This is a genomic window from Mesorhizobium sp. M0904 (assembly GCF_040319475.1).
GTDB lineage: Bacteria > Pseudomonadota > Alphaproteobacteria > Rhizobiales > Rhizobiaceae > Mesorhizobium.
The window spans coordinates 120,532-140,431 of record NZ_JAMYOC010000010.1 but is presented as its reverse complement, the minus strand read 5'-3'; the positions used below and the strand labels follow the sequence as shown (position 1 = coordinate 140,431).

General features: G+C 63.1%; 20 protein-coding genes. 10 read left to right on the top strand and 10 right to left on the bottom strand.

Going from position 1 to position 19,900, the window contains the following annotated elements; translation table 11 throughout:
- Positions 1–148 precede the first annotated feature (148 nt).
- Entirely contained in the window at positions 149–937 is a 789-nt protein-coding gene (locus NKH80_RS12945) for a heme ABC transporter ATP-binding protein (protein ID WP_352876317.1), read from the top strand.
- A 13-nt stretch (positions 938–950) separates the two neighbouring features.
- Here NKH80_RS12945 and rirA read toward each other — a convergent pair whose 3' ends face one another.
- Complete coding sequence (gene rirA / locus NKH80_RS12940; protein ID WP_352704616.1) at positions 951–1,412, bottom strand: iron-responsive transcriptional regulator RirA; 462 nt, start codon at positions 1,410–1,412, stop codon at positions 951–953.
- Between the two features lie 191 nt (positions 1,413–1,603).
- On the opposite strand from rirA, the gene NKH80_RS12935 reads away from it, so the two are divergent.
- From NKH80_RS12935 to NKH80_RS12925, 3 genes are all read left to right on the top strand, one after another.
- Positions 1,604–2,902: a DUF445 domain-containing protein gene (locus NKH80_RS12935; RefSeq protein WP_352991847.1), complete on the top strand. Its 1,299-nt coding sequence runs from the start codon at positions 1,604–1,606 to the stop codon at positions 2,900–2,902.
- An 82-nt stretch (positions 2,903–2,984) separates the two neighbouring features.
- On the top strand, positions 2,985–3,413 hold the full coding sequence (locus tag NKH80_RS12930; RefSeq protein WP_352991845.1) for a phasin family protein: 429 nt from the start codon (positions 2,985–2,987) through the stop codon (positions 3,411–3,413).
- Positions 3,414–3,551: 138 nt separating this feature from the next.
- Positions 3,552–4,049 carry a MaoC family dehydratase gene (locus NKH80_RS12925; protein WP_254818237.1) on the top strand — a complete coding sequence of 166 codons (498 nt, stop codon included), beginning with the start codon at positions 3,552–3,554 and terminating at the stop codon, positions 4,047–4,049.
- Positions 4,050–4,087: 38 nt separating this feature from the next.
- Here NKH80_RS12925 and NKH80_RS12920 read toward each other — a convergent pair whose 3' ends face one another.
- Positions 4,088–5,491, bottom strand: coding sequence for an aminotransferase-like domain-containing protein (locus NKH80_RS12920; RefSeq protein WP_352991844.1), 1,404 nt, complete (start codon positions 5,489–5,491; stop codon positions 4,088–4,090).
- A 104-nt stretch (positions 5,492–5,595) separates the two neighbouring features.
- Here NKH80_RS12920 and NKH80_RS12915 point away from each other — a divergent pair, with 104 nt between their 5' ends.
- Both NKH80_RS12915 and NKH80_RS12910 read left to right on the top strand, forming a co-directional pair.
- A complete protein-coding gene (locus NKH80_RS12915) occupies positions 5,596–6,519 on the top strand; it encodes a DMT family transporter (RefSeq protein WP_352991842.1) in 924 nt (307 codons plus the stop codon).
- A 180-nt stretch (positions 6,520–6,699) separates the two neighbouring features.
- On the top strand, positions 6,700–7,557 hold the full coding sequence (locus NKH80_RS12910) for an alpha/beta fold hydrolase (RefSeq protein WP_352991840.1): 858 nt from the start codon (positions 6,700–6,702) through the stop codon (positions 7,555–7,557).
- Here the strand turns inward: NKH80_RS12910 and NKH80_RS12905 are convergent.
- Entirely contained in the window at positions 7,526–8,956 is a 1,431-nt protein-coding gene (locus NKH80_RS12905) for an MFS transporter (protein ID WP_502900940.1), read from the bottom strand. The two genes, NKH80_RS12910 and NKH80_RS12905, sit on opposite strands and share 32 nt — an antisense overlap.
- A gap of 139 nt (positions 8,957–9,095) precedes the next feature.
- Between NKH80_RS12905 and NKH80_RS12900 the strand changes: the two genes are divergently transcribed.
- Positions 9,096–9,989 (top strand): LysR family transcriptional regulator, encoded by an 894-nt coding sequence (locus NKH80_RS12900; RefSeq protein ID WP_352991838.1) that lies wholly within the window; start codon positions 9,096–9,098, stop codon positions 9,987–9,989.
- 19 nt (positions 9,990–10,008) lie between these two features.
- Here NKH80_RS12900 and NKH80_RS12895 read toward each other — a convergent pair whose 3' ends face one another.
- Genes NKH80_RS12895 through NKH80_RS12885 form a run of 3 tightly spaced genes read right to left on the bottom strand, consistent with a single transcriptional unit; the run spans position 10,009 to position 12,448 of the window.
- Complete coding sequence (locus tag NKH80_RS12895) at positions 10,009–11,049, bottom strand: zinc-dependent alcohol dehydrogenase family protein (RefSeq protein ID WP_352991836.1); 1,041 nt, start codon at positions 11,047–11,049, stop codon at positions 10,009–10,011.
- 33 nt (positions 11,050–11,082) lie between these two features.
- Positions 11,083–11,733 (bottom strand): maleylacetoacetate isomerase, encoded by a 651-nt coding sequence (gene maiA / locus NKH80_RS12890; protein ID WP_352991834.1) that lies wholly within the window; start codon positions 11,731–11,733, stop codon positions 11,083–11,085.
- Between the two features lie 4 nt (positions 11,734–11,737).
- Positions 11,738–12,448 (bottom strand): fumarylacetoacetate hydrolase family protein, encoded by a 711-nt coding sequence (locus NKH80_RS12885; protein ID WP_352991832.1) that lies wholly within the window; start codon positions 12,446–12,448, stop codon positions 11,738–11,740.
- A gap of 243 nt (positions 12,449–12,691) precedes the next feature.
- Here NKH80_RS12885 and NKH80_RS12880 point away from each other — a divergent pair, with 243 nt between their 5' ends.
- Complete coding sequence (locus NKH80_RS12880; RefSeq protein WP_254818245.1) at positions 12,692–13,375, top strand: response regulator; 684 nt, start codon at positions 12,692–12,694, stop codon at positions 13,373–13,375.
- A gap of 716 nt (positions 13,376–14,091) precedes the next feature.
- Here NKH80_RS12880 and NKH80_RS12875 read toward each other — a convergent pair.
- Entirely contained in the window at positions 14,092–15,432 is a 1,341-nt protein-coding gene (locus tag NKH80_RS12875; RefSeq protein ID WP_254818247.1) for an ATP-binding response regulator, read from the bottom strand.
- Positions 15,433–15,442: 10 nt separating this feature from the next.
- Positions 15,443–16,687 carry an FIST N-terminal domain-containing protein gene (locus NKH80_RS12870; RefSeq protein WP_352991830.1) on the bottom strand — a complete coding sequence of 415 codons (1,245 nt, stop codon included), beginning with the start codon at positions 16,685–16,687 and terminating at the stop codon, positions 15,443–15,445.
- 206 nt (positions 16,688–16,893) lie between these two features.
- Here NKH80_RS12870 and NKH80_RS12865 point away from each other — a divergent pair, with 206 nt between their 5' ends.
- On the top strand, positions 16,894–17,916 hold the full coding sequence (locus tag NKH80_RS12865) for an acyltransferase family protein (RefSeq protein ID WP_254818249.1): 1,023 nt from the start codon (positions 16,894–16,896) through the stop codon (positions 17,914–17,916).
- Positions 17,917–17,936: 20 nt separating this feature from the next.
- On the opposite strand, the gene NKH80_RS12860 is transcribed toward NKH80_RS12865, so the two are convergent.
- Both NKH80_RS12860 and NKH80_RS12855 read right to left on the bottom strand, forming a co-directional pair.
- Complete coding sequence (locus NKH80_RS12860; protein ID WP_352876348.1) at positions 17,937–18,434, bottom strand: GNAT family N-acetyltransferase; 498 nt, start codon at positions 18,432–18,434, stop codon at positions 17,937–17,939.
- Between the two features lie 20 nt (positions 18,435–18,454).
- Positions 18,455–19,219 carry a copper homeostasis protein CutC gene (locus NKH80_RS12855; RefSeq protein ID WP_352704589.1) on the bottom strand — a complete coding sequence of 255 codons (765 nt, stop codon included), beginning with the start codon at positions 19,217–19,219 and terminating at the stop codon, positions 18,455–18,457.
- A gap of 225 nt (positions 19,220–19,444) precedes the next feature.
- On the opposite strand from NKH80_RS12855, the gene NKH80_RS12850 reads away from it, so the two are divergent.
- Positions 19,445–19,888 carry an SRPBCC family protein gene (locus NKH80_RS12850; RefSeq protein WP_352991826.1) on the top strand — a complete coding sequence of 148 codons (444 nt, stop codon included), beginning with the start codon at positions 19,445–19,447 and terminating at the stop codon, positions 19,886–19,888.
- The last annotated feature ends 12 nt before the right edge of the window (positions 19,889–19,900 follow it).

Here is a 19,900-nt window from a genome sequence, read left to right as displayed (position 1 = left end):
TGGAAACTCTACTCTGGCGGCCATCTGATGGCGTTTTTCTGCGCTTCCGGTGCTCACGGACCCAAATGTCCGCTCCGCTCCGGTTCTCGAAACCACCACCATATGACTCGCCAGAGCGAATTTCGAAACAGTCTCTAAGAGGGTTTTTATGATCGAAGCGCGGGATGTCTCGGTGGCGATCGGCGGCAAGCGCATTGTCGCCAACGTCGATTTCGACGCGCCGCCGGGCGAAATAGCGGCCATCGTCGGCCCTAATGGTTCGGGCAAGACGACCTTTCTCAGAGCACTGTCCGGCGATCTTGCTTATTCGGGAGAGGTCGCCATCAACGGCCGCAATCTATCCGCGATGAAGCCGGTCGAGGCGGCGACGGTGCGCGCGGTGCTGCCACAGGCGACGACGCTGTCCTTCCCGTTCACCGTGCGTGAGATCGTCAGGCTAGGCCTGGTCGGCGGGCGCTCCGGCGCGTTGCCCGGCGAGGACCAGCGCCTGCCCGAACGGGCGCTGGCTCGCGTCGACCTCGACGGTTTTGCCGGCCGCTTCTACCAGGAGCTGTCCGGCGGCGAGCAGCAGCGCGTGCAGCTTGCCCGCGTTCTGTGCCAGGTGTGGGCGCCGGTGCTCGACGGCAAGCCGCGCTATTTGTTCCTCGACGAGCCGGTGTCCAGCCTCGACATCAAACACCAGCTGATCATCATGGACATCGCGCGTGATTTCGCCAGGCGCGGTGGCGGCGTGGTCGCCATCCTGCACGACCTCAATTTGACGGCGATGTATGCCGACCGGATTTTCGTCATGCATCGCGGCAGGCTCGCCGCTACAGGTTCGCCGCAACAGGTGCTCAGCGACGAGCTGATCGAAAAGGTCTTCGATTGCCGGCTGAAGGTCGGCGTGTTGCCGGCCGCAAACATGCCGTTCATATTGCCGCAATCGGCGGCTTAGGCAATCAGGAAACTCAGGCGGCCGGCGCCCTTTGCACCAGCATGTCAATGCCGAGCAGGTGCCGCACATTCGGGCGCGCCGCCACCAGATCGGCGATCGTGTAGCGCGACAGCACGGCGAAGAAGGCGTTGAGCGCTTCGCGCAATGCCGAATTCAAGGCGCAGCTGTCGACCAGCGGGCATTCGGCGGCGTCGTTCTCGAAGCACTCGGCCATGGCAAAGCTTTCCTCCGTCACCCGCACGACATCGAACAGGCTGATTGATTCGGCCGCACGGCCGAGCCTGACGCCGCCATTCCGGCCGCGCACCGTTTCGATCAGCCCGTGCTGGACCAGCGGCTGCAGGATCTTGAACAGGAAAAGTTCCGATACCGAATAGGCGGCGGCGATCTCGGGGATGCGGCTCAACCGTTCGGTGTTGGCGGCGCAATACATCAGAATGCGCATGGCGTAGTTTGTCTGACGGGTAAGCCGCATCGTGTCCTCACATAGCAGTGGTTGGCGTCAATATGGCCTATAGTTTGGAACAATTCCAGACTGGCGCTGCATAATAGATGAATTCCGGCGTCAAGTTTGCGTGCACGATTGCGCGCGCTGAAACCAGCGGCGCGCTTTCCGGGGCAGGCGGCACTAGATAAGTTCGCATACACGATCAGGAGCGGCCCATCATGTCTCGACCAGCCCCGGCATTTGCATCTGTCGCGTCCGCCCGGTTCGATGCCGATGCCAAGCTTTCGGCGCTCAGGCGCACCAAGTTCGTTGCCGCCGCAGCACTTGCGTTTTGCGTGCTGGTCTTTGCGGTGGCGAAATCGCTCGAGAGCCGGCATGCGTGGCTGGGCTTCGTCGCCGCTTTCGCCGAGGCGGCGACGATCGGCGGGCTGGCCGACTGGTATGCGGTGGTGGCGCTGTTTCGGCGGCCGCTTGGCCTGCCGATCCCGCATACGGCCATCATCCCGGAAAACCAGAACCGCATCGCCGACAATCTCGGCCGCTTCATCGAGGTCAATTTCCTGGCGCCGGAACCGGTGCGCGAAAAGCTTGCCGAGGTGGACTTTTCGGCGCTGGTCGCGGACTGGCTGGCCGACCCGAACCGCGCCGCCGATTTGTCGCGTTTCGTTGGCCGGCTGGTGCCGCAGACGCTGGTAGCGGTCGAGCAGTCCGGGCTGCGCGGATTCGTCACCAGCCGCATGCTGGAGCAGATCGAGAAGGTACCGCTGGCGCCGCTCGCCGCCGAGCTGCTGTCGGCGCTGACCGACGATCGCCGCCACCAGAAACTGTTCGACGAGTTCACCAAGGTGGTCGGCCGCTTTCTGAGCGACGAGCAGGCGCTGGCGACGATGCGCGAGAAGATCCGCGAGGAACTGCCGTCGCTGTTCAACCTGTTTCGCGCCGACGCCTATCTGTTGAAGAAGATCGTTGCGTCGGCCGGCTCGCTGCTCGATGAGGTGCGGGCCGATCCGCACCACCCGATGCGAGCCGAATTCGACCTTTTCGTCGAAACCTTCGTCGAGCGGTTGAGGACATCCAAACAATATGCCAGGCGCGCCGAAAAGCTGAAGCGCGATTTCCTTGCCCGGCCAGAGCTCAGCGCGCTGGCCGGCGATATGTGGGACAGCCTGCGGCTGTTCATCGAACAGGACGCCAAGGCGCCGAATTCGATGATCCGCGACCATCTCGCCACCATGTTCGTCGAGGTCGGCCGCCATCTTGCCGACGACGCGCAGATCAGGGCCGACATGAACCAGGGCTTCATCGTGGCGCTGGCCTCCTTCGTTGAAAGCCAGAAAAGCGGCGTGTCGAAGTTCATCGCCGACCAGGTCAAGCGCTGGGACCTCGCGCAATTGACAAGGCTTATCGAGATGAACATCGGCAAGGACCTGCAATATATCCGCTTCAACGGCATGATCATCGGTGGCCTTGCCGGACTCGTGCTCTACATCGCCGAGCGGCTGTTTCTCGTCGGCTGACTCGTCCGAATGGACCGCTGAGCTTCGCTGCACTATCTTCGGTGCAGTGGCGGGTTCACGGCAACAGGGGGAGAGAACCAGCATGGCAAAACGACCGGAGTCTGAGTCCTTCATCGACATGTTCGGCAAGTTCGGCCGCGACCTGAAGCTGCCGAATGTCGACGTCGAGGCGATCCTTGCCCACCACGCCAGGAACCTGGAAGCGCTGGAGAAGTCGGCCCGGGCGAGTGCCGCCGGAGCGTCGGCGCTGTTGTCAAGGCAACGCGAGATGCTGCAGGACACGCTGCGCGAAATCACCGACATGGCACAAAACTATCGAGCGCCCGGCAATCCGCAGGAAATGATGCAGAAGCAGGCGGCGTTCGCCAGGAAATCCTTCGAGACCGCGCTGAAGAATGCCGGCGAGATGGCCGAACTGGCGAGGGCGTCCGGTACCGAATCGATCGAAATCCTGCGCAGCCGCATCAAGGAGGCGATGGAGGAGATCCGCGCCGGCCACCACAAGAGGTAAGCTGTTCCCCGGCAGCACGCTTGCCGGCAGCGACGACCGGCGGTTCGCGGCCGAAGATTATGGGCTGGAATCGCACTGGCGAATTGACAGGGGCGGCCGGTCGTGGTCCGGAACAGGCAAGCGATCGGGAAAGCAGGAATGACGCAGATACGGCCGAGGACGCCGCCGACCTTCGAGCAACTCAGGGCGATGGCCGGGCAGGAGTTGGGCGTTTCGGACTGGACGTTGGTCGATCAGCACCGCATCGACCAGTTTGCCGAATGCACTGGCGATCATCAATGGATCCATGTCGATCCCGAACGGGCGAAGCGGCAAAGCCCGTTCCGCACCACGATCGCGCATGGTTATCTGACCCTGTCGATCATCGGCGCGCTGGCGCTCGAGATGGGGATCGTGCCCGAAAACACGCAGGCCGCGTTCAACTACGGTTTCGACAAAGTGCGTTTCGTAGCGCCGGTCAGGGTCGGCTCGCGAATCAGGCTGCGCACCACGCTGTTGTCGATGGAAGACAAAGGTCCGGGGCAGTATTTGATGAAGGCCGCCAATACAGTCGAGATCGAAGGCGAGCAAAAGCCGGCGCTGACCGCCGAGACGCTCGTCATGCTTTATGCACGCCGCAAGCGGGCAGGGGCCTGAGAGCACAGCCTCAGGCCAGCAGGCTTCCGGCAGCGCAATCAACGCGACATCGCCTCTTCAAGCGCCCTGAAAATCCGGTCGTCGCCCGATTGGGCGACGTTGAAGCGCATGTAACGGCTGGCCGAACGGGACAGGCTGAACGCATTGCAGGGCGCAAGCACGACGTTGGCCGACAAAGCGTGACGGGCGACGTCCGCGGCATCTATTCCCTCCGGCAGCCTGCACCATAAAAACATGCCGGCCGGCTGATCTATCCACGGCACGATGCCGATTGCCCTGAGCCGGGTGCCGGTTTCTTCCATGGCGCGCGAGAGCCGCGCGCGCAGCAGATCGACGTGCTTGCGATAGAGGCCGTCCTTCAGCAGCGTCAGCACCAGTTCGGATGCAAGTCGCCCGCTGCCAAAGGATGTGGCAATCTTGAGATCGGTCAAACCTTCCATCCAGTCGCAAGGAGCGGCGATGAAGCCGCAGCGCACCGATGCCGACAGCGTCTTGGAAAAGCTTCCGATATGGATGACCCGGCTAAGGCCGTCGAAGGCCGCCAGCCTGGGCGCGGGCGTGTATTCGAAATCGGCGAAGATATCGTCCTCGATGATCGTCAGCCCCGACTGGTCGGCGAGCTTCAGCACCCGATGGGCAACGACCGGGGACAATATCGCGCCGGTCGGATTATGGAGCGCCGAATTGGTGATGTAGAGGCGCGGCCGGTGCTCGTTCAGCGCCTGCGCGAACAGTTCGATGTCCGGCCCCGAGCGCGTGTAGGGGACACTGATCACCTTGGCCCGATGGGCGCGCAACAGGGCATGGAAGTTGAAATAGCACGGATCGTCGACCAACACCGTGTCACCCGGTTCGAGCAGGAACCGACACAGCAGGTCGATCGCCTGAGTGCCCGATGCCGTCAGCATGATCTGTTCCGGGGACGCTTCGATGCCGTGCTCGGCCATGCGCCGCGCCAGCAGGTGTCGCAACGCCGGCAACCCGAGCGGCGTGCCGTAATCGGTCAGCGCTGCGCCGTCGGCGCGGGCCATCGTCCGCAGCGCGCGACGCAATCCAGCCTCGGGCATCCATGACGCCGGCAACCAGCCGCAACCCGGTTTCAGGACGCCGTCGCCGGCTTCCAGCGATTGGCGCGAGACCCAGAGCGGGTCGACAGCACGGTCAAGCCTGGGGCCGATCTCGGCCAGCGACAGCGGAGCCAGCGGTCCGGCGGCATAGAAGCCCGAGCCTGGCCGCGAGCGGATCATGCCTTCCGCCGCAAGACGTTCATAGGCTTCGACCACGGTGGATTTGGAAACCTGCATGGCCTTGGCGAAAGCCCGGATCGAAGGCAGCCGCATTCCCGGTGTCAGGCTGCGCGAGGCGATCCTGTGCCTGATCATCGCCATGACGCTTTCGACAAGCGTCCGGCTGCCTTCATCTGTTGTCGTCTGCTCGTCCATCCGTACTGCTCGCCCCACCATGACAGTTTTGTCAAACTGTACCTGATTGTCTCTGGCGGAGCCATACGCTCGGCCCGATAGAGGGCGAAATCAGCGGGGCATCTATGGACAAGGCGGCGAGTAGCTGGGCGGCGAGCAGTTGGGCGGCGAGTGGCTGGGCGGCAAGTGGCTGGGCGGCAAGTGGCTGGGTCAACGGGTTCATCGGCGTGCTGATCTTCAGCGGTTCGCTTCCGGCGACGCGCGTGGCGGTGATGGATTTCGATCCGGTGTTCGTAACGGTCGCCCGTGCGGCTTCGGCGGGCATCCTCGGCCTGGCGCTGCTGCTTCTCTTTCGCCAGAAGCGCCCGGAGCGGCGAGATCTGTTCCCGCTGGCGATCGTGGCGCTTGGCGTCGTGGTCGGCTTTCCCCTGCTGACGGCGCTGGCGCTCAAACACATCACGTCGGCTCACTCGATCATTTTCGTCGGCCTGTTGCCGTTGGCGACCGCGATCTTCGGCGTGGTTCGAGGCGGCGATCGCCCGAAGCCGGCGTTCTGGCTGTTCTCGTGCCTCGGCAGCGCCCTTGTCGCCGGTTTCGCAGTCACCCAAGGCCTGTCGGTCTCGCCGCTCGGCGACATCTTGATGCTGGCCGCCATCATCGTGTGTGGATTGGGCTATGCCGAAGGAGCGGCGCTGTCGCGCAAACTCGGTGGTTGGCAGGTGATTTCGTGGGCGCTGGTGCTGTCGCTGCCGGTCATGCTGGCGCTGACGTTCATCACCATGCCGCCGTCGCTCGAAAGTGCCGGCAGGGGCGCATGGATAGGCCTGGCCTATGTTTCGCTGTTCAGCATGCTGATCGGTTTCGTGTTCTGGTATCGCGGCCTGGCGCAAGGCGGCATCGCCGCGGTCGGGCAGTTGCAACTGCTGCAGCCCTTCTTCGGCCTTGGGCTGGCGGCAGCGCTGCTGCATGAGCAGGTCAGTCCCGCCATGATCGCCGTCACCGCCGCCGTCGTGCTTTGCGTCGTCGGTGCCAAGAGATATGCAAAATAGGTGCGCCAGCGCACTCTTGACTCGATACAATCGCGTCCAATTGATACCAAGAGCTGCCGACCTGGCGGAACGACGTCTCGAGGTGCCGAGTCGGCCAGAGTGGCACAAGGCGCGAGGTGGCCTCACGTCGGCGTGGAGGAAAAAGGGACGATTTTGGTGCCTGGGGTCCAGAAGATAGTCTTGTCCTCCGGCGGCGAGGTGGCCGTCCGGACGGCTGGTGACGCTTCCAAGCCCGCGCTCGTGCTGCTGCACGGCTTTCCTAGCTCTTCGCGGACGTTTCGCGACGTGATCGCGCCGCTCTCCGGCAGCGCCTATGTCGTGGCGCCTGACCTGCCGGGCTTCGGCGCGTCCGATCTGCCGCCCGAGCCATCGTTCGACATGCTGGCCGGCGCGATTGAAGAGCTGCTCTCGCGTCTCAACGTTGGCCGCAGGTTTCTTTATCTGCATGATTTCGGAACCCCGGTAGCGCTTCATCTCGCCATGCGCGCGCCGGAACTCGTCGAAGGCCTCGTTATCCAGAATGCCAATGCCCACCGCTCCGGTTTTGGTCCGCAATGGGCAGACACATTGGACTTCTGGGCTGCGCCGAATGCGGCGAATGAGCAGGCCGCCACCGCCCATCTGACCCTCGAGGGAACCCGCGACCAGTATGTCGCCGGCCTGCCCGGCGAGATCGCGGCGCAGATCGATCCAGGTGGTTGGATTGAAGACTGGCAGGTCATGTGCCTGCCGGGACGACTTGATCTGCAGAAGGCGCTCATTGCCGACTACGGCCGATATGTCGACCGGTTCGGGGAGGTGGCTGATTATCTGGCGAAGCATCAGCCCCGAGCTATGCTTCTTTGGGGTCGCCACGATGCCTTCTTCGACATTGCAGAGGTTCAATCCTGGCTTGTGGATCTTCCCCGGATGGAGGCTCACGTCTTCGACGCAGGACATTTCCTCCTGGAGACGCATGCGCTCAAGGCTGCTGAACTGATGCTGGAGTTCGTCGCCGGCGGCTCAGCTAAGCGCGCTGGCCGCGGCGACCAAAAATAGTCGCAAGGATCAGCGCCGCCACTACCAGGGCCGTCGCCACCTGGAAAGTGACCTGCATCCCTCGTGCGGCTGCCGCAGATGCCAATATCCGCTGACCGGTGCCTTCGCTTCCGCCAGCCGATGCGAGGGCAAACACCGCGCCCATCACGGACGCACCGGTGATCAGGCCGAGATTGCGCGAGAGATTGAGAAGGCCGGAGACGACGCCGCGCTGGTCGGATGCCACGCCGGTCATCACGGCTGAATTGTTGGAGGTCTGAAACAGGCTGTAGCCGGTGCAGACGATGATGATCGGCACGATATAGCCGGCAATACCGAATTCCGCCCGCGACAGAGCAAAAGTACCAATAGCGAGATCGAACAGGCCGACGATCATCATCCGGTGCGCCCCGAAACGATCGACCAGGCGTCCGGCCGGCAGCGCCGCCAATGCGGTAACCAGAGGGCCGGTCGACAGAACCAGCCCGACCATGGCTGCGTCCAGCCCAAGCGTGCGCGACAGATAGAACGGCGCGACCACCAGCGTCGCCATCATCACGGTGGCGACGATCAGGCTCATGGCGAGGCTTGCGTTCAGCGCCTGGTCGCGGAACCTCGCAGGTTGAATCAAAGGGTTCTCGGCCCTTGTCTGCGCAATCACGAACAGCAGGCCAGCCACGGCGGCGGCAATCAGCAAGCCGATATTGAGAGAACCAAAACTGCCGCGCCCAAGAGTCATGGCGAGCGCATAGGCAGCCAGCGTCAGCGCGAGCAAAGCCGTGCCTATGCCGTCGAAACCGCGCCGATCTGGCGTCTTTTTTCCGGCCGGCAGGACGCGCCAGGCGAGCGCGAAAGCCAGCGCCCCCAACGGCAGATTGATGAGGAAGATCGCGCGCCAGCCGAGGCCGGCGATCAGCAATCCGCCAAGCGACGGGCCAAGCGTGGTGCCGATCGCCGACATGGCGCCGAGCAGGCCCATGGCGCTGCCGGTTTTTCCCCGGGGAACCGTGTCCGCGACAAAGGCCAGCGTAAGAGCCATCATGACAGCCGCGCCGAGCCCCTGTGCCGCCCGTGCGGCGATCAGCAGCCAGAGCGTCGGGGCAAGCCCGCAAAGCACGGATGCGAAGGTGAACAGGGCAATGCCGCCGAGCAATAGCGGACGGCGGCCGAATATATCGGCGAGCCGCCCGGCGCTGACGACCAAGGTGGTGATGGCGAGCAGATAGGCAAGGACGACCCATTGCACGAGCTGGAACGATGCGTCGAACGCCTGCATCAGCGATGGCAGCCCGACGCTGGCGATGCTGGTGGCGAGTGACGACAGCAGCGTTGAAAGCGACAGGCTTGCCAATGCCCATCGGGTCGAGCGTGCGCTCACCGGGGCAACTTCGTCCCAGGTCTTTTCAGCGGTCGATGCCAAGGTGAACTCCTTTGCCGTCAGCCCCAAATCGGAGCTGTCGGAGGCTATTCCCTCGCATGATGTGGCGGAAGGCGCAGTATTTGCATCTTATTCGTGCATGAAACGCCACATTACGGCTGAGCTGTGCTACGGTCCTTCCATGTCATCGCCCGATCTCAATCTGCTTGTCGCCCTTGATGTGCTGCTGAGCGAAGGCAGCGTCGCGCGCGCCGCCGGGCGGCTGCGCCTCAGTGCCTCGGCGATGAGCCGGACGTTGGCGCGGTTGCGCCAGGCGACAGGCGACCCATTGCTGGTTCGGGCTGGCCGCGGCTTGGTTGCGACGCCGCGCGCGCTCGAATTGCAGCAACAAGTGGGCCGCGTCGTGCAGGATGCGGAAGCGCTGCTGCGCCCGGTCAGGGCCCTCGACCTCTCCGCTCTCGACAAGGTCTTCACGCTGCGCGCCAACGAAAGCTTCGTCGAAGAGTTTGCACCGCGTCTTGTGACTCACATCGAAGCGAAGGCGCCCAGCGTGCGGCTGCGTTTTGCGCCGAAATCCGACAAGAGCGACACGTCGTTGCGCGACGCGGCGATTGATCTCGAAATCGGGGTTGCCAGTGAAACGAGCCCTGAAATGCGCATTCAGGCGCTGTTTCGCGACCGCTTCATCGGTGTGGTGCGAACGGGACATAAACTGAGCGAGGGCCCGGTGAGCCCGGAACGTTATGCGGCCGGTCGCCACATCAGCGTGTCGCGGCGTGGCCGCGAAAAGGGCCCGATCGACGAGGCCTTGAAACTGCTGGGTCTCCAGCGGACGGTTGCGTGCATGGTTTCCAGCTTCTCGGCCACGCTCGCCATGGCGCGCGCCTCCGATCTGATCGCCAGCGTCCCCGAACGGCACACGCTGGGCGCGCGCGCAGGCATGTACAGCTTCCCGTTGCCGGTCGATATCGAGGAGGTCACCATTTCGATGCTCTGGCATCCGCGGCTCGATGTCGATCCGGCGCAGCGCTGGCTGCGAGCCTACGTGCGGGAGGTCTGCGCGTCGTTTCGTTGATCCAGACTCGGGGCGTGATCTAGAATCTGGTCACCACGCCGATGCCGATGCCTTCGAAGCCGCCCATCGCCATCAAAGCGGCCGGCGCTTCCTCGAGGCTGATCTTCTTGCCGACCAGCAGTTCGGGTTTGAGCTTGCCGGTGCGGATCATCTCCATCATCGCCTGGTAGCGAAACGCCTGCATGCCGTGGCTGCCGCGGATTTCGAGCTCGAATGCGATCACCTTGTCCATCGGAATCTGCGGCCTGGCATGGTCGCCAAGCATCAGGCCGACCTGCACGTGGCGCCCGCGGCGGCGCAGGTTCGCGATCGAATTGAACGAGGTACTGGGGTGGCCGAGCGCGTCCATCGACATATGCGCGCCGCCATTGGTGATCTGCTTGACCGCCTTGACCACGTTGGGCGTCTTTGCCACGTTGATCGTCGCCACCGCGCCGATCTTTTTGGCAAAGTCCAGCTTCTCGTCGGTGAGGTCGATGGCGACGACATTGGCGCCCATGGCGCTGGCGATCATGATCGCCGACAGGCCGACGCCGCCGCAGCCATGTACGGCCACCCATTCGCCGGGCGTCACGCGGCCCTGATCGACGATGGCGCGGAACGAGGTGACGAAGCGGCAGCCGAGGCTGGCGGCGGTGGCGAATTCCATCTCGTCGGGCAAGCGTACGAGATTGGTATCGGCATGGTCGATGGCGACATATTCGGCGAACGACCCCCAGGCGGTGAAGCCGGGCTGGAACTGGTGCTCGCAGACCTGGTGGTTGCCCGACGTGCATTCGAAGCAGCGGCCGCACCCGACGGCAAACGGCACGGTGACGCGCTCGCCGCCCCTCCAGCGGGTCACCTGGTTGCCTGCGGAGACCACGACGCCGGCCAGTTCGTGGCCCGGCACATGCGGCAGCCGGATGCCGTCGTCGTGGCCCATCCAGCCATGCCAGTCGCTGCGGCAGAGGCCGGTCGCCTCCACCTTGATGATGACGCCTTCCGGCGAAGGCGTCGGATCCGGCACCGTCTGGATCGTCGGCGCCTCGCCGAACTTTTCGAAAACGACGGCTTTCATCGGCAGTTCCTCACCACTTCATGCAATTGCGGTCTATTCGGCATCGATCTGGTTCTCCGGCGCGGCCTTCTGGAACCCCGGCAGCGCCATGCAGGCGGCATTGATGCGCGAGATCGTCGGGTAGGGCGTCATGTCGACGCCGAAGCGGGCATTGCTGGTGACCTGTGCGACCAGGCAGATATCGGCCAATCCCGGTGTGTCGCCATGGCAGAATGTCTTGGTCTCGGGCGAGGAAGCCAGAATCTTTTCAAGCGGCTGGAAACCTTCGTTCACCCAGTGCCGGAACCAGTTGATGACATCCTGGTCACCAGCGCCGAACAGTGTGCGCAGCGAGGTCAGTACGCGCAGATTGTTCACTGGATGGATGTCGCATGCGATCGTCTGCGCCAGCATCCTGACGCGGGCGCGGCCAGGCGCATCCTTGGGCAGCAGCGGTGGCTCAGGGGTGGTCTCGTCAAGATATTCGATGATCGCCAGCGATTGCGTCAGCAGCGTGCCATCGCTGAGGACCACCGCCGGCACCAGCCCTTGCGGATTGACCGCGAGGTAGGCGGGATCCAGATGCTCGCCGTGGCGCAAATGATGCGGCACGTACTCGTAGGCCAAGCCCTTCATCTCCAGCGCGATCCGCACCCGGTAAGAGGTCGAGGAACGGTAGTAGTTGTGAAGGACGATATCGCTCATTGTGTCACGGGCTCGGTTGGCCGATGGTCAGTTCGATTTCGCCGATGCCGTCGACGCCGCCGGTGATCTTTTCGCCCGGCCCAACGGCGCCGACGCCGGCCGGCGTGCCGGTGAAGATCAGGTCGCCGGGCCTAAGTTCTACCGCCTCGCTGCAAATCGAGACGATGTCGGGAACCGGCCAGATCAGTTCGGCAAGGTCGCCGTCCTGCCTGATCTCGCCGTCGACCGCGAGCCAGATGCGGCCGTTTTCGGGATGACCGGATTGTTGCGCCGGGACCAGCGGGCCGCAGGGCGCTGAACGGTCGAAGGCTTTCGACCAGTCCCACGGTCGTGCCGCCTTTTTCGCCTCGTCCTGAAGGTCGCGGCGGGTCAGGTCGACGCCGACGCCGTAACCCCAGACATGGTCCAGCGCCCGCTGGCGCGGGATGCGAAAGCCGGTCTTGCCGATCGCGACGACCAGCTCGATTTCGTGGTGCAGGTTTCGGGTCAGCGGTGGGTAGGGGACCGTGGTGCCCGAACCGACTACCGCGTCGACCACTGCGTCGCCCGGTTTGGTGAAGAAGAAGGGCGGATCGCGCTCGTCATTGCCGAGCTCGCGGGCATGGGCGGCGTAGTTGCGGCCGACGCAGAAAATGCGGCGCACGGCAAAACGCTCCGGCGAGCCGGCCACGGCCACCGACGGGGTTGCGGGCAGGGGAAGGACGAAGCCGGTCATGCACTGTCTCTGTTCAGTGGATCTGTCGCCGGCACATTCGGCCGATTTGGGCAAACGGGCAAGGCATTGGATGGCGGAAGAGCAGGCCTGCCGCACGGTGCCGCGGAAATCGTCGGTCCATCCTGATTTAGCCAGCCAAGATGGCAATGTACTATTTGGCAATAAGCTGGCCATGGTTGCCGGACTATTCTAGACCAGACCAGACCAGACCAGACCAGACCAGACCGAACCGAAGTGAAGCTAATGACCGCAGTCAACGATCGCGCCCGGTTCCTCATCATCGACGACCATCCGCTGTTTCGCGAGGCCCTGCACAGCGCAGTGCAGATGGCCTATCCGGAGGTCGACACGGTGGAAGCGCGCTCGATTGCCGAGGCGCTCGAGCTTCTGACGGATGCCAAGCCGTTCGACCTCGCACTGCTCGATCTCAGTATGCCCGACGTGCATGGCTTTGACGGGCTGCTGCAGCTCAGGACGCGTTATCCGCGCCTGCCGGTCGTCATCGTCTCCGGCTATGAGGAGCCGAAGATCATTTCCGAGGCGCTGTCCTACGGCGCGGCCGGCTTCATCCCGAAATCGGCACGCAAGAGCGATCTTGCCGCGGCTATCCGCTCGGTGATGGAAGGTGCGATCTATGTTCCCCAGACCTATGAGGGCCGACCGCCCGACGCCGACAGCACCGACCGCGCCGAGATGGTACAGCGCCTGGCCACGCTGACGCCGCAGCAGCTCAAGGTGCTGCAGATGCTGCGCCAGGGCCTGCTCAACAAACAGATCGCCTACGAGCTGCAGGTCGGCGAGACCACGGTCAAGGCGCATGTCTCGGAAATTCTGCGCAAGCTCAACGTCTACAGCCGCACCCAGGCGGTGATCGAGGTCTCGAAGCTGGACAATGCCGAGCTGTTTCGCGATCCGGCGGGGTTCTGAGAGGGCTCGCTAAAAAGCGCACTGTCACTGTAGTCCACCGCACTCGTGTCACCGCAATCGGACTAGACTAACGGCGGCTCTCACGTTCCTGACACCAGCTAAGCAACCCGCGCCTCTCTAGTCAGATCAAATTCACGCGGCGATTGCTCTGCAGCAGTTAGCCGCTTTCCCGCGTCTAGTAAAATGGCGGCCCCGGGTCCCACGTAGAATGCTTTAATTTTACTAAATTGCTTTTTGAATACCCTGTTAAAAATTTTCATCAGCTCCTGAGCAAGCGGCGCGTCGGAGGCTGTTGCCACGCGGCCATTTATGACAACATCTTCACCCCCATCGCCCACCGGGGGACAGCGTCACTGTGTCCGGATTGCTAAGCTGATCTAACAAATATCGGATACCCGAGACTGTTTTTATCGGCCTCACCTCAATCGGAATGTCGCGGCGAGTGACAAGAAATGATTGAGCGCTGGAAGCCGATCCAGTGGCTGATTGCCCAAGACTGGGAATTTGCCTTCCATTGCTAAAAGTTTCAAATTCCATCGTGGGAAACTGACCCATGAGAATGTATTTTATCGGAATTACATGCTCTACAGCTTCCAACACAGGGAGAAGATCATCCTTTAGCGCGAAGAAGTGAACCTGCTTCATATGAATTACCGCCTAGGCACAAGTAATGGCTGGAATACGGTGACCCCGTGTGCTGGGAAGATACGACCAGTTCAAGCCAGCAGATGCGCCAGCAGCGCCCGTAGCTGCGCGGGCTTCAGCGGCTTGCGCATCAGCTCGATGCCGGCGGCGCGGGCGGCGTTGGCGACGGTCTCCGAACCGTCGGCGGTGACGATCAGCGCCGGCACGGCGCGGCCGAGATAATCACGGACCTCGGCGATTGTGGTGGTGCCGAGGTCGCCGCCGTCGAGATGCTGGTCGGCTATGACAATGTCTGGCAACCAGTCGGTATCGCCAAGCATGTCGAGCGCGTCACCGGTCGAGGTGGCGGGGCGCACCAGGCATTGCCAGCGCTCGAGCAGGGAGGTCATCGCCTGCAGCACCTCGATGTCGTTCTCGACCAGCAGCACCCTTGTGCCGAACAGACCGTAGCCGCGCGGCCGCTCCATGTCAACGGTGCCGGCGATTGGATCGGCCGTGTCGCCGATCCCGACCGGAACGTCGATATGGAAAATCGTGCCATGTCCGACCTTCGACGAAAACGTGACGGGATGGCCGAGTGCCGCGGCGATGCGGCGCACGATGGCCAGCCCCAACCCCAGCCCGCCGGCGGCAAGCCCGGCATCCGTCGGGATCACGCCCCGATGGAATTCCTCGAACACCGCCTCGCGCTGGTCGTCGGGGATGCCGCAGCCGGTATCGGCGACGTCGATGCGGATCGTGTCGCCGCGATGCCTGGTGCCGACCAACACGCCGCCCGAGCGGGTATAGCGCAGTGCATTGGACAGGATGTTCTGCAGGATGCGGCGCAGCAAGGTTCGGTCCGAACGAACGAGCGCATCGACCGGCCGGAACTTCAGCGTCAGCCCCTTCATCTCCGCGACCGGCTGAAAATCCGAGCGCAGAGAGGAAAACAGCGTCTCCAGGCTGACATCGGTGATGTCGGGCTGCACGACGCCGGCATCGAGCTTGGAAATGTCGAGCAAGGTGCGGAGCAGGTCCTCCATCGTCTCCAGCGATCGCTCGACCTGGCGGACCAGGTTTCTGCCTTCCTCGCTGGTCTGTACTTCGGCAAGTGCCGAGACCGACAGATGCGCGGCGTTCAGCGGCTGCAGCACGTCATGGCTGGCGGCCGCAAGGAACCTGGTCTTGGACAGGTTCGCCAGCTCGGCGTTTTCCTTGGCTGCATTCAAGTCGATGTTCGACTGCTCCAGCCGGCGCAAGGTCGAATGCAGCTCTTCGGTGCGGCTGCGCACCCGGCTCTCGAGCGAAATGGCGGTCTGGAACAGCGAAAAAGCATTGCCTTGCTGGTCCATGGAGCGCTCGACGCGGCTGATCAGCGCGGCGTTGATCTTCTTCAGCCTTTCCAGGTCGTCGATGTTCCTGAGCGGCATGCCGGATTTCCTACTCCGCCGCTTCGGCCGCATTGCGTTCACCGAAGGCGATGCCGGTGAAGGTCTGGTTCAGATGCATCGAACGGTACTGTTCGCCATAGGTGCCGAAGCCGAGGACGTTGTTGACCTTGTAGAGTTCCGAAATCTCGCGATAGACCTGCCGATTGCGCGCGTCGAGCCGGCGCAGCACGCAGTCGAAACCGAGGATCAGGTCGATGCCGCCAAGCCTTTCACTGACGTCGCTGAGAGCGGCGCGGGTCGCCTCGACCATGTCCTTAGGCTGGGCGACGGCAAGCACGACACCATCGTCGATGGCGCAGAAGAACGACAGCGAGCCGTCCGCGTGCATCTTCTGGATTGAACGGCAGTAAAATTCGCCGCCGACTTTCACCACCACCGGGTGCGAGGCAAAACTCAGTGGCGTCAGCATCTGCGCGACGACGCCGACCGAGGCGGCATATTCCTCGGCGGCAATGGTGGCGTTGAATTCGCGCACGATGCGGTGGTCGGGATCGGATGCCGTCACCACCAGCTTCTCGTCGGTGGGAACGAAATTGTCGGTCTTGAACACGTGGAAAGGAATTTCCGTGGTGATCAGCACGATGATGGCGCTGTCGGAGGTCACTTTGCCGTTCGAGATCAGCCGCGTTGTCTCGAATTTCAAATCATCGCCAGCCGACCCGCCGATCAATGGAATATCGTCGAGCCCCCAATGGATGGCGGAGGTCACCGCTTCTTCGGCATGAGACAGGCCGTCGATCAAGCAGAGCGCGAAAGTGGTGTCGGCTCGCTCGTGCCCGAGGCGCTCGCGTAATGACCGCCTCAGCGCCTCGACTTCGCCGGTAATCCCGTCCATGCCCGATGAGGACAGATTTTCGACCATGGTGCTGGCTGCCGAAAACGATGCGGAGGGAAGCAGCATAGCCAGGATCTGGCCTTCCTCCAGCCCTTTGGGCGTTATCTCACCGGCCGTCGAGCAACCGGCATAGTGGAGCGCCGGCGCGTGGGTCTTCAGCGCTTCCGACAGGGCGACGGCCTCTATGAGTCTCTGCGAGAAAAACAGGAGGGCAAACCCGGCGTCAATGGCCACTGCTTCCGCTGCCACCGCCCGGGCGAACGCATCCGCGTCGGATTCGTCGGTGGTGAGCACCGAGAGGCCGCATGCATAGCGCGTCCGTGACTTGGCCAGCGGCTTCCTCCTCCATTTCCTCCGACGCTTTTTTGTGCGCGTCTGGCGCGCCGGCGTCGAGGTCATTGTTGTCTTGAAGCGGCGCTTTGGCAATGAGCCAACATGATGGATTTGAAGTTTCTACCGTTTGACGGCGTCAGCGCAGCCGCTCACGGACGGAAGGTGTGCGTCCCGTCGGGCGTGTCGTTATCTCGCACTTGCACAAAGTTGTAGTGCACTGCAATATGGCTGAGAATGCGGCCTTGAGCCCGCCTTTCGCAGAGGGGACCGGCATGACGGACATCTCCGCGACGCGTCTTGTCGTGGCCAGGCCTGTCGCCGACACATCGTCAAGGGCGAGGCTTGCCTATCTTGACGGCTGGCGCGGCCTGTCGATCGCGCTGGTGCTGATCGGCCATTTCTTCCCCGTTCCCGGCATCAATCTCGGCGTCCTGGGCGTCGAATTCTTCTTCGTGCTCAGCGGCCGGCTGATGGCCGAGATCCTGTTCGTCGAATACTATCCGCTGAAGAAATTCTTCAAGCGCCGGTTCTCCCGCATCTATCCGGCACTGCTGGTTTTCGTCGTCGTCGCGATGATCGCCTTGTCCGGCACGTTCATCGCCTTCAAGTGGAAGGCGGCGCTGACGGCGCTGACGTTCACCTACAATTACGCCGGAGTTCTCGTTACCCGCGCCGGCTCGCTCGACCATATCTGGTCGCTCTGCGTCGAAGAGCATGCGTATATCATTCTGGCTCTGATCAGCGTCGTCGTCCGTGGACGGTCCCGCGTCATCATGCTGCTCGGCGCATTGTCGCTGCTGGCCATGGCGAACGGCGCCATCTCCTACTGGGTGCTCGCAATAGGCTACGAGGGCACCTATTGGCGCACCGACGTGCACATCGCCTCGATCCTGCTGTCGGCGGTGTTATGCCTGCTCAAGGCCGACGACAGGCTGCCGGCGCTGCTCAAGGGGCCGCACGTTGCCCTGGCGGCCACAGTCGTGGCTGTGCTCCTTTTCATGGCTGCCGTGCCAACCCCCATCCACTATCTGGTCGCGGTGCCGCTGCTGGCGCTCGCCGTCAATTTGCTCGACTTCAGCAGCCGCTACCTGACCGGGGTTCTGTCGTCCCTGCCGATGACGATGCTGGGCCTGTGGTCGTACTCGCTCTATCTGTGGCAGCAGCCCTTTTATCAATTCGTCGACATAAAAGGCAGTTCGCCGTGGCTGATGCTGGCGGCGGCGTTCGCTTGCGCGCTGTGCAGCTACTACATCATCGAAAGGCCGGCCCGCTCCTGGCTGAACCGCAATTGGTAGGGCGAACGGCGCCCGCCGTTTTAGCCGGCGATCCGCCTTGCATAATACCGCACGGCTTTCCTGCCATCGTGGATTACCGCGTCGCCCACTTCCGCAAAGCCGAGTGCGGCATGGAAGGCGTCCGAAGCCGGATTGGGCGGCTCGGCATTGACTTCGCAGGTGACGATCGCCTGGCTGGCGCGTGACGCCTGCTCGAACAGATCCTCATACAGCCGGCGGGCATGGCCGCGCCCGCGCGCTGCGGCGGCGACCACGACGCGATCGACATAGACGAACCGCGGATAGCGCCGGCGAAACCACAGGAAGTTGGGGCTGTCGTAGCTGGCGTCCTGGTCGAAGGTCATGATGAAGGCTTCGAGCGAACCGATACGGCGTGCGTAAAACGCTTCGCCGAGCAGGAAGGAAAGGTGCTCGGGTTCGAGCCACGACAATTCGGCGGCGTGCTCGTTGTTTAGCGCGAGGACGGCCGGCTCATCACGCGGCGAAACCCGCTCGATCGGCAAACGCGTTTCGATCATGTTTTTTCTGTCTTCCGGGATCATGTCCGGACGGCGGCAATGGTCGCCGCCACCCTCGCCTCGTCGGTCACGGTGTTGCGGTATTCGCGGTCGAGATCGGTGCCGCCCATGCCGACCCTTGGGTTGCGGTAACGCATGGCACTCGGCACGTCCTTGAGCGCGGCGAAATGCATTTCGCTCAACCCGGTTTTCCTCCGCACCTTGCCGATGTTCTCTGGGTCAAGCCCGCCGCAGCCGAGGATGATGATGCGGTCGCCAGCCTGCCTGACAAGATCGGCGAGCAGGTCAGCGCCCTCGAGCGCCGTGTCGCGCTGGCCGCTGGTCAGCACGCGGCCGACCTTGCAGCGGATCAGTGTCTCCAGCGCCTCTGTCGGGTCGCGCGTCATGTCGAAGGCGCGGTGGCAGGTGACGTTCAATCGCCCCGCCGCCTGCACCAGTTCGCTCATGCGCTGTTCATCGATCGTGCCGTCGGCATTAAGGCAGCCGATAACGACACCGGCGACGTCGGTGTCGGCAAGCGCGTGGACATCGGCGAGCATCGAACGATATTCGGCTTCGCTATAGAGAAAATCACCGCCGCGCGGCCGCACGATGACGTGGAACGGGATCGTCGCCAGCTCGAGCGCCGTGCGCACCGTGCCGAAGCTCGGTGTGATGCCGCCTTCGATCAGGCTGGCACAGAGCTCGACACGGTCGGCGCCAGCGGCTTGCGCGGCCAGCAGGCCGTCTATGCCTTCGACGCAGATCTCGATCAGCGGCAGGCGAGGGCGTTCGGTCTCGGGCATGGGGGATCCATTCATGATTTCAGCTGGCCAGCGGTAGCATCGGGCATGGTGCGATGAAAGCCGCAACTGTTGGCTCAAGTGCTTGCGATGGCGCCGGCCATTCCGCCGCTTGACACATTCATAACCCCAGAGTTATACGTAAACGATAGCTGGTGGGTTATTGGTTCTCGTAGAGAGCGCGTTGGTGAACAGACGAGCCAAACCGCAAACAACGGGTCCGAAGTTATGACTGGAGCAACTACAGTCGAAACCAAATCCATTGTCGTCGAGCGTCTCATACCGCACGCGGCTGAAAAGATTTGGCGCGCACTGACCGTGCCGCATCTGGTTGCCGAATGGCTGATGAAGAACGACTTCGCGCCGGTGCAAGGCCATCGCTTCACCTTTCACGCGACGCCGGTACCGGGCTGGTCCGGCGTGACGAACTGCGAGGTGCTGAAGATCGAGCCGCCGCGCCTACTCGCCTACAGCTGGGGCGACGGCACCGAATCCGACAGCGGTCTGAAGACCGTCGTGACATGGTCGTTGACGCCCGAAGGTACGGCGACCCGGGTGCGCATGGAGCATTCCGGGTTCCGGGCCGAGGACCAGCGCGGGTACATCGGAATGGGAAGCGGCTGGCCGCGCATTCTCGAGCGGCTTGAGCAGGTGACTGCCTCGCAAAGCTGAAGATCCCTGTGC